The sequence below is a fragment of the Cupriavidus sp. FW305-26 genome (genome assembly GCF_058787975.1).
In genome coordinates, this window is record NZ_JBYTAH010000055.1 from 48,017 (window position 1) to 55,990 (window position 7,974).

8 protein-coding genes and 1 pseudogene are annotated in these 7,974 nt (G+C 69.2%); 4 read left to right on the forward strand and 5 right to left on the reverse strand.

Going from position 1 to position 7,974, the window contains the following annotated elements; all coding sequences use genetic code 11:
* Window positions 1-37: 37 nt before the first annotated feature.
* Window positions 38-1,294 carry an Hsp70 family protein gene (locus AC3WQZ_RS25720; RefSeq protein ID WP_492301481.1) on the reverse strand — a complete coding sequence of 419 codons (1,257 nt, stop codon included), beginning with the start codon at window positions 1,292-1,294 and terminating at the stop codon, window positions 38-40.
* A gap of 173 nt (window positions 1,295-1,467) precedes the next feature.
* On the opposite strand from AC3WQZ_RS25720, the gene AC3WQZ_RS25725 reads away from it, so the two are divergent.
* Both AC3WQZ_RS25725 and AC3WQZ_RS25730 read left to right on the forward strand, forming a co-directional pair.
* Window positions 1,468-2,667 (forward strand): CaiB/BaiF CoA transferase family protein, encoded by a 1,200-nt coding sequence (locus AC3WQZ_RS25725; protein ID WP_010810926.1) that lies wholly within the window; start codon window positions 1,468-1,470, stop codon window positions 2,665-2,667.
* On the forward strand, window positions 2,664-3,539 hold the full coding sequence (locus AC3WQZ_RS25730; RefSeq protein ID WP_011617717.1) for a citryl-CoA lyase: 876 nt from the start codon (window positions 2,664-2,666) through the stop codon (window positions 3,537-3,539). Before AC3WQZ_RS25725 ends, AC3WQZ_RS25730 begins: the two co-directional genes overlap by 4 nt.
* Before the next feature lie 5 nt (window positions 3,540-3,544).
* Here the strand turns inward: AC3WQZ_RS25730 and AC3WQZ_RS25735 are convergent, their stop codons facing one another.
* Both AC3WQZ_RS25735 and AC3WQZ_RS25740 read right to left on the reverse strand, forming a co-directional pair.
* Window positions 3,545-4,798 carry a GGDEF domain-containing protein gene (locus AC3WQZ_RS25735; protein ID WP_492301483.1) on the reverse strand — a complete coding sequence of 418 codons (1,254 nt, stop codon included), beginning with the start codon at window positions 4,796-4,798 and terminating at the stop codon, window positions 3,545-3,547.
* Between the two features lie 212 nt (window positions 4,799-5,010).
* A complete protein-coding gene (locus AC3WQZ_RS25740; RefSeq protein WP_010810923.1) occupies window positions 5,011-5,760 on the reverse strand; it encodes an IclR family transcriptional regulator in 750 nt (249 codons plus the stop codon).
* Window positions 5,761-6,207: 447 nt separating this feature from the next.
* Between AC3WQZ_RS25740 and AC3WQZ_RS25745 the strand changes: the two genes are divergently transcribed.
* Window positions 6,208-6,441: a hypothetical protein gene (locus AC3WQZ_RS25745; RefSeq protein ID WP_010810922.1), complete on the forward strand. Its 234-nt coding sequence runs from the start codon at window positions 6,208-6,210 to the stop codon at window positions 6,439-6,441.
* 161 nt (window positions 6,442-6,602) lie between these two features.
* Entirely contained in the window at window positions 6,603-6,971 is a 369-nt protein-coding gene (locus AC3WQZ_RS25750; RefSeq protein WP_454751045.1) for a helix-turn-helix domain-containing protein, read from the forward strand.
* A gap of 2 nt (window positions 6,972-6,973) precedes the next feature.
* Here the strand turns inward: AC3WQZ_RS25750 and AC3WQZ_RS25755 are convergent, their stop codons facing one another.
* Window positions 6,974-7,744, reverse strand: coding sequence for a class I SAM-dependent methyltransferase (locus AC3WQZ_RS25755; RefSeq protein ID WP_010810920.1), 771 nt, complete (start codon window positions 7,742-7,744; stop codon window positions 6,974-6,976).
* A gap of 67 nt (window positions 7,745-7,811) precedes the next feature.
* Window positions 7,812-7,974: pseudogene (locus tag AC3WQZ_RS25760) on the reverse strand (ABC transporter permease); the annotation flags it as partial.

Below are 7,974 nucleotides of genomic sequence, written 5' to 3' on the forward strand. Positions count from 1 at the left end.
AGCTGGCCGCTGGGCTGCTCAGACGCCAGCCTGCCCCTCACCCAAACTTCCTCACCGCATCCAGCGCCAGCCCGCTGCCGATGCTGCCGAACCGGTCCCCTTCCACGCAACGCGCTTGCGGCAACAGCGCCGCCAGCCGCTGCCGCAGCAGCGGCACGCTGCTGGAGCCGCCGGTGAAAAAGATGGTATCGACCGCGGCGCCATCGACGCCGGCTTCCACCAGCAGCTTCTGCACGGTCTGCTCGGTCTTCACCACCAGCTTGTCGATCGACGCATCGAACTCGTCGCGCGTGATGGTCAGCGTCAGCCCCTGCTCCAGCCGGTGCAGGTCCACGTCGGTGCTGCCGGCGTCGGACAAGGCGATCTTGGCGGCTTCCACCTGGATCGCCAGCCAGTGCCCGGCGCGCTCGCGGATCAGCCGCACCAGGCGGTCGAGCTTCACCGTATCGGCCGCGTCGCGGTAGTTGTCCATCACCATCGACCACGCCTTGCGCGTATAGACCAGGTTGATGGTGTGCCAGCTGGCCAGGTCGAAATACTGGCTGGAAGGCATCGCCTTGCCGTTGCGCAGCGCGCTGCCCAGGCCCAGCAGCGGCATTGCGCGCGCCAGGCTGAGCGCGCGGTCGAAATCAGTGCCGCCGATATGCACGCCGCCATTGGCCAGGATGTCGTCGCGCCGGTCGCTGCGCGCGGCGCGCTCGGGCGACAGGCGCACCAGCGAGAAGTCCGAGGTGCCGCCGCCGATGTCGGCCACCAGCACCAGTTCCTCACGCGTGATCCGGGCCTCATAGTCGAAGGCCGCGGCGATCGGCTCGTACTGGAACGCGATCTCGCCGAAACCCGCGTCGCGCGCGATCTCGGCCAGGGTGTCTTCGGCGATCTGGTCGGCGGCCGGGTTCTCGTCGATGAAGAACACCGGGCGGCCCAGCACCGCACGCGAGAATTCCGCGCCGGCGGCCTGCTCGGCACGCGTCTTCAGCTCGCGGATGAAGTGCGCCAGCAGCTTGCGGAACGGCATCGCCTGGCCCATCACCTCGGTGCTGTCGTCCATCATCGAGGTGCCAAGCAGGCTCTTGAGCGAACGCATCAGCCGGCCTTCATAGCCGGCCAGGTAATCGCCCAGCGCGGCGCGGCCATAGCTGACCAGCGGATCCTCCGCGTGGAAGAAGATCACCGAGGGCAACGTCACCTTGCCGTCCTCCAGCGGCAGCAGCGCCGCCGGCCGCGCCGGATGGCTCCAGCCGACCGTTGAGTTGGACGTGCCGAAGTCCAGGCCGCATGCGTTTGACATCATTGATTCCGTTTCCTGCAAGACACCACTAAAAAAGGCCCGCGCGCCAGCGGGCCGCGCGGACGGGGCGCCATTGTATGGCAGGTGCCGGCCAGGCGCCCGGCTTGACACGCCCAAACGCGGCTCCTATCCTCCGCATGTTCTCTGTTAAAGATCATCATTCTGTTGTACAGAACATGAAAAAGCCACTGCGCCATATCCGCGTGCTCGACCTGACCAATGTGCTGGCCGGGCCGTTCTGCTGCCACCAGCTTGCCCACCTGGGCGCCGAAGTCATCAAGGTGGAAACCCCCGGCACCGGCGACCTGGCCCGGCAGCTGGGCGCCGATGCCGAGCTGAACCAGCGCCTGATGGGCGTGTCGTTCCTGGCCCAGAACCCAGGCAAGCAGTCGGTCACGCTCAACCTGAAGCACGCGCGCGGCAAGGAGGTGTTCCGCAAGCTGGTGCAAAGCGCCGACGTGCTGGTGGAGAACTTCCGCCCCGGCGTGATGGACCGGCTCGGGCTGGGCTACGAGACCCTGAAGCAGGACAACCCGCGCCTGATCTACTGCGCGATCTCGGGCTTTGGCCAGGACGGGCCGCTGGCCGGGCTGCCGGCCTATGACCAGATCATCCAGGGCATGGCCGGCGTGATGAGCATTACCGGCGATGCGCAGAGCGCACCGTTGCGGGTCGGCTATCCGGTCTCGGACACCATCGGCGGGCTGACCGCGGCGCTGGCGGTGTCGGCGGCGCTGGCGGACCACCAGCGCACCGAAGGCTATTTCGTCGACGTATCGATGCTGGAAGCCACGTTGGCCACCATGGGCTGGGTGGTGTCCAACCACCTGATCGCCGGCAAGGTGCCGGCGCCGATGGGCAACGAGAACATGACCGCCAGCCCTTCCGGCACTTTCCGCACCGCGGACGGGCTGCTCAATATCGCCGCCAACAAGCAGGAACAGTTTGAAGCCGTGTGCCGCGTGCTGGGCCGCCCCGAGCTGGCCGCCGATCCGCGCTTCGCGCAGCGCCAGGCGCGCCTGGCCAACCGGGGCGAACTGACACAGGCGCTGGAAGCAGAGCTGGCGAAGAAGCCGGCCACCGAATGGTGGCCGCTGCTGACCGAGGCCGGCGTGCCCGCCGGCCCGGTGCTGGACGTGCCACAGACGCTGGCGCATCCGCAGGTGCGCGAGCGCGGCATGATCGGCGAGTTCGCCGATGCGCCCGGCGTGGGCCGCGATATCCGCGTGGTGCGCACCGGCTTCAAGCTCAACCGCGAGGCCCCGGCCGTGGACACGCCGCCGCCGGAGCTGGGCCAGCATACGCGGCAGGTGCTGGCCAGCCTGGGCTACAGCGATGCGGACATCGACCAACTGAGCGAGGAGCGCGCGATATGAGCGGCATCGAAACCAGCGGCCAGCCCCGGGATGACGCCATGGACCCGGGCCAGCGCCTGTCGCAGGACTGGTGGCGCACCGGCATCATCGACATGCGCCCGGGCGAGATCCGCTACCGCGGCTACCCGATCGAACAACTGATCGGCCGGGTCTCGTTTGCGCAGATGATCTGGCTGATGCTGCGCGGCGAGTTGCCCGGCCCCGGGGAGGGCGAGCTGCTGGACGCGGCGCTGATGGCCGCGGTCGACCACGGCCCGCAGGCGCCCAGCATTGCCATCGCGCGCATGGCGGCCACCTGCGGCGTGGGGCTGAACAACGCCATGGCTTCCGCCGTCAACGTGCTGGGCGACGTGCATGGCGGCGCCGGCGAACAGGCGGTGGCGCTGTACCAGGACGTGGCGCAGCGGCTGGATGCGGGCGGCGCCATGGACGACGCCGTCACCGCCGCGCTGCGGCACTACCGCGACCTGCACGGCAAGTTCATTGCCGGCTTTGGCCACCGTTTCCACCCGGTCGACCCGCGTGCGCCACGGCTGCTGGCGCTGGTCGACCAGGCCGCGGCCGATGGCGTGGTCAGCGGGCGCTACGCGGGGATCGCGCGCGCGGTCGAGGCGGCGCTGGGTGCCGGCCGCGGCAAGCCCATCCCGATGAATATCGATGGCGCCACCGCGGTGATCTATGCCGAGCTGGGCTTTGCCGCACCGCTGGCGCGGGGGCTGTTCTGCCTGTCGCGCTCGGTCGGCATCCTGGCGCATGCCTGGGAGCAGACCTGCGAGGGCGGGCGCAACAAGGGCCCGATGCCGCGCCAGTTCCTGTGGACCTATGACGGTACGCCGCAGCGCGACGTGCCGGAGCCTGGCCGGCAGGCATAACCGGGTCAGCCGGCCAGGTCGGGCTCTGGCTCCAGCAGCGGCGCGGGCGATGCGCTCGCGGCCGCCGGCACCGCCATGGACGAGGCCAGCACATAGCGGTCGCGCCCATGTTCCTTGGCGTGGTAGAGGGCGCGGTCGGCATCGGCAAACAACAGGCGCCACAGCGCTTCCTTGCTGCCCGGGCCGCCGCGCAGCTGCGCCACGCCAATGCTGACGCTGGCATGGCCGCGCCCGGCGGGCAGTTCAATCGCGCGCACCTTGCGCAGGATACGGTTGGCCAGCGCCGAGGCCTGCTGCTCGTCGGTATGCGGGCACAGGATGCAGAACTCTTCGCCACCGTAGCGCCCGGCCACGTCCGAGGCGCGGCGCGAGTTGTCCAGCGCATGCGCGACTTCGCGCAGCACGGCGTCGCCAGCGTGATGGCCGAAGGTATCGTTGACCTGCTTGAAATAATCGATGTCGATCACCAGGCAGGACAGCGCCTGCCCGTCGCGCTGCCAGCGCGCCACCAGCGACAGTGCCGACATCTCCAGCGCCCCGCGGTTGAGCAGCCCGGTCAGGGCATCCACGCGCGCGCCGCTTTCGTTGTGCGCGACGATCTGCTCCATCGCCATCACGGTGAAGCCGAACAGGCCCAGCAGCGTGGCCATCAGCGGCGCCAGCAGCCAGGCCGAGCCGGCCGGGCCGGCAAAGAACAGCGTCAGCGGCGCGGCGCCCGCACCGCCCGCCACGGGCAGGTTCATGGCATGGCTGAAGCCGGCCAGCTGCGTGGCCAGATGCACCAGGCTGGCCACCAGCACCAGCGGCGCGCCGATGCTGCGGCGCCCGCGCCCGGCACGCGCCAGCGTGGCAAAGGTGGCCAGCGAGACCAGCGCCAGCAGGCCGTAGACGATGCGCAGCACCACCTGCTGCCCGTCGGGCATGCCGCTGGTGGCCGCGATCAGGCCAAGCCCGATCACGCCCGCGGCGGCCAGCGCCGCGGGATGGGCCGGCACGCCGTAATAGACCCGCACGCCGCGGTAGATCAGCAACCAGCCAGCCACGAACGCCAACGCTCCCAGCGTGCCCAGCTGGCCGGTGCCGCTGGCCGCGCTGATGGCCAGCGCCAGGCCCGCGGCCGACACCAGTACGTGCCCGAACGCCCACAGCCGCCCCGCCTCGCTCGCGCGCAGCGCGAACACCAGCCCCGCCGCAATAATCAGCGTGCTGCAAAAAAACACCATCATCACCACCGCAATGGTCTGCTGGTCCAAGTGCACGGGGATTTCCTCAAGGATGCCGTCTGCCGCGCCGTCATATCGAGCGGCGGGCATCAGGCCACAGGGGCGCGACGCAGGCATCTCTCGCACTTGTTTTCACAAAATGTGACATGCGTTGTTTTCAATGCCAGCCGCATGATAGCCCGCGCATGCAGGCGCGTGGCACCCCCGACAAGCCGGGTCGGGCCGGCTGCACACGCAAGCCCGGCGGCTCAGCCCGCGGAGGCATTGTCCGTAATGCTGTCCGGAAAGGTGCCGCCCAGCGCCTGGGTCAGCGCGCGCGCCGCATGCAGCACATCGACGCGGAAGTCTTCACGGTAGCGCGAGGCCGGGCAGGTCAGCGTCAGCGCGCCGCACAGCACATCGCCGGGACCGAACACCGGCGCCGACACCCCGGCAAGATCGGGGCTGCGGTCGCCCACCAGTGCCGCCACGCCCTCGTGCCGGATGCGCTCGTAGAGCGTGCCGGACTCGCCGGCAAAGGCGCGCAGCACGCGCGCGCCGGCGCCCCGGTCGCGCGGCAGCAGTTCGCCGGCGCGGACATGGTCGCGCACCGGCTGCGGCGAATCGACGCGGTACAGGCACAGCCGGTGCTCGCCCTGCTCGACATGGAAGGCCGCGCTTTCACGCGTGATGCGCACCAGCTCGCGCAGCGCCGGCATCACCACCGCCTCCAATGAGAACGACGCGGCGTAGACGGCATTGAGCCGCGCCACCTCGGGCCCCAGGCCATAGCGCCCGTCGGACTGGCGCCGCACCAGCCCGGCGTGCTCAAGCGAGGCCAGCAAGCGCAGCAGCGTGCTCTTGTACAGGCCGCTGCGTTGCGCCAGCTCGGCCAGCCCCAGCGCGGTATCGCCGAGACGGAACACCGACAGCACGAACAGCGCCCGGTCCACGGCGATGGCGCCGCCCGCGGCGGCGTGCTTGTCGGCTTCTGAAACCTGTGCGGCTTTGCGTGGCATGGCGGACGGCGGCGATCCTGGCTGGACCGGATGACGGAACGATGCGCCAACGTATAGAACGCACCCCGGCTTGTCAATCCGCCCTGCTCCGTGTCAATGACCCGGCACACGTGCGGCGAGCTCGCGCAACAGATGCCGCATGCGTCCACGTATCCGCCCGGCGCGCTGGCGTTTTTCTGCAACACCGTGGCCGGCCTCTGCCGCCGCCCGGGCCACTGCCAAAGCGCCTTCGCCGCCCCCTCGGCTACCGCATGCGCCACATTGCTTGCGCGTACTCGCCACTCCCGGCTTTGCAAGCGGAATTAGAGGGAAAGTTACCTGCTTTTGATTCAGCAGCCGCTGCACGGGGTGGATAAAATCATGTGTTGCTGACCTTCGCGCAATCCCTGCGCTGCTTTCCGTACCCTCGCTGCAATGTCTCACCGCCGTGCTTTTCCCGACCCTGGTATGACCGTTCCCGCTCTCTCGCTTGGCGCCATCCTGGATGACCTGCGTAGTGCCCCGCGCCCGCTGACTTCCGCGGAGTACACATACCTGGCCCACCTGCGGCAGCGTATCGTCACCGGCGACGCAGACCTGTGGACCACGCTCGAGACCGCGGGCGTGCCATGCAGGGAACGCCGCCTGTCGCCCGAGGTGGTGCAGGCACTGACCGCAATCGGCCATTTGCCAATGCACTGAGCCCGGCGCACGCCACCCCACATTGCAGAAATTTCCCCGGATCATTTCGGAAAACCGCACCCTCCAGCCTGCCTGCGTCCCGCTACGATCGATTTCCTTTCGATTCGCCGGGCACCGTGCTTTCAGTCAACTGCCAAGCATGCCCCGGCCACGGCCCAGCCATGGCTTACCCATCCAGCAACCGGCGCGTCAGCTTCCTGTCGTTGCGCGCCTATGTCGCAGTGATGCAGCACCGTGATGCCGTCCGCGCCGCGCAAGCGCTGCGCATCCATCCGCAAAGGCTGTACTACCACATCCGCGGCCTCGAGGCCGCGCTCGGCAAGCCGCTGTTCAGCACTTGCAGCCCGGACTGGCTGCCGACATCCATGGGCGTGACCGCACTGCCCAAGGTCGTCGCCATGCTGGCCATCTGGGATCAGATCGAGGCCGGCATCCGTGCCAGCCAGCCTGCCGCGGCGGCCCGGGAAGCCGAGCCCGGCGCCATTGCGCGCTACGGCGCCGCATTCTGGGTGCGGCAGGCGACGATGTAGCGTCAGGCCAGCCGTTCGCAGCAATAGGCCTCGGTGCGATAAGGGAAGGCAACCTCGGCACGGCCCGCCAGCGCGGGATGCCCGTCGATGACCGCCTGCAGCCGTGCGCGCACGCGGGCCTGCTCCGCTGCCGGCAGCGCGGCAATGAAGCTCACCGACATCACCCGGTCCACGATCACCTGCTGCGGCGCCCCCACATGCGTGTAGGGCTGGCACTGCAGCGCCAGCGGCCCAAAGCCCTCGGCGGGAAAGACCCGCTTCCAGTCACCCCTGTAGAAACGCGGCGCGTCGCCTTCATACGGCGTCATGATGGCTGTCAGCTGCGCAACCCAGTCCACGCTTTCATCGCGCACGTTCCATACCAACCCGAGCCGGCCGCCAGGGCGCAGCACGCGGCCGATTTCCGCCATCGCGCCCGCATTGGCAAACCAGTGGAAGGCCTGCGCGCAGACCACGGCATCGACGCTGGCATCGGCCAGCGGAATGGCCTCGGCACTGCCTTCCAGCGCCTGTACCGACGGCAGCGCCACGGCCAGCTGAGCGCGCATCTGCGCCACCGGTTCGACTGCGATCACCGTCGTGCCGGTCTCCGCCAGCCGGCGCGTGAACTTGCCGGTGCCAGCGCCCAGGTCCAGCACGGTGCGGCCGGCGCGCAGGCCCAGCGTGCCGCGCAGCCAGGCGTCGATTTCAGCGGGATATTCGGGGCGTCCGCGCGCGTAGGTATCGGCCTGGCTGGCGAATCCCTGTGCGGCGGCCTGGTGGATGGCGGTCATGGGCGAGCTCCGGTTGCGTACCGGAGGCGTAGCCTACGCCCCATGCCGGCACGGGGCAAGCGGGCGGCTAGTGCTGCATGCCCCAGCGGCGCACCGTCAGCCATTCCAGCGTGGTGAACACCAGTCCCTCCACCAGCAGCCCGATCAGGATCACCGCGGCCAGCCCTGCAAAAACGCGGTCGGTGTAGAGCTCATTGCGGTTCTGGAAGATAAACCAGCCCAGCCCGCCC

What these genes read in the sequence shown, in the direction of transcription:
- AC3WQZ_RS25720 (WP_492301481.1), bottom strand. Translation starts at nt 1,294, where the DNA reads ATGATGTCAAACGCATGCGGCCTGGACTTCGGCACGTCCAACTCAACG.
- AC3WQZ_RS25725 (WP_010810926.1), top strand. Translation starts at nt 1,468, where the DNA reads ATGAAAAAGCCACTGCGCCATATCCGCGTGCTCGACCTGACCAATGTG.
- AC3WQZ_RS25730 (WP_011617717.1), top strand. Translation starts at nt 2,664, where the DNA reads ATGAGCGGCATCGAAACCAGCGGCCAGCCCCGGGATGACGCCATGGAC.
- AC3WQZ_RS25740 (WP_010810923.1), bottom strand. Translation starts at nt 5,760, where the DNA reads ATGCCACGCAAAGCCGCACAGGTTTCAGAAGCCGACAAGCACGCCGCC.
- AC3WQZ_RS25745 (WP_010810922.1), top strand. Translation starts at nt 6,208, where the DNA reads ATGACCGTTCCCGCTCTCTCGCTTGGCGCCATCCTGGATGACCTGCGT.
- AC3WQZ_RS25750 (WP_454751045.1), top strand. Translation starts at nt 6,603, where the DNA reads ATGGCTTACCCATCCAGCAACCGGCGCGTCAGCTTCCTGTCGTTGCGC.
- AC3WQZ_RS25755 (WP_010810920.1), bottom strand. Translation starts at nt 7,744, where the DNA reads ATGACCGCCATCCACCAGGCCGCCGCACAGGGATTCGCCAGCCAGGCC.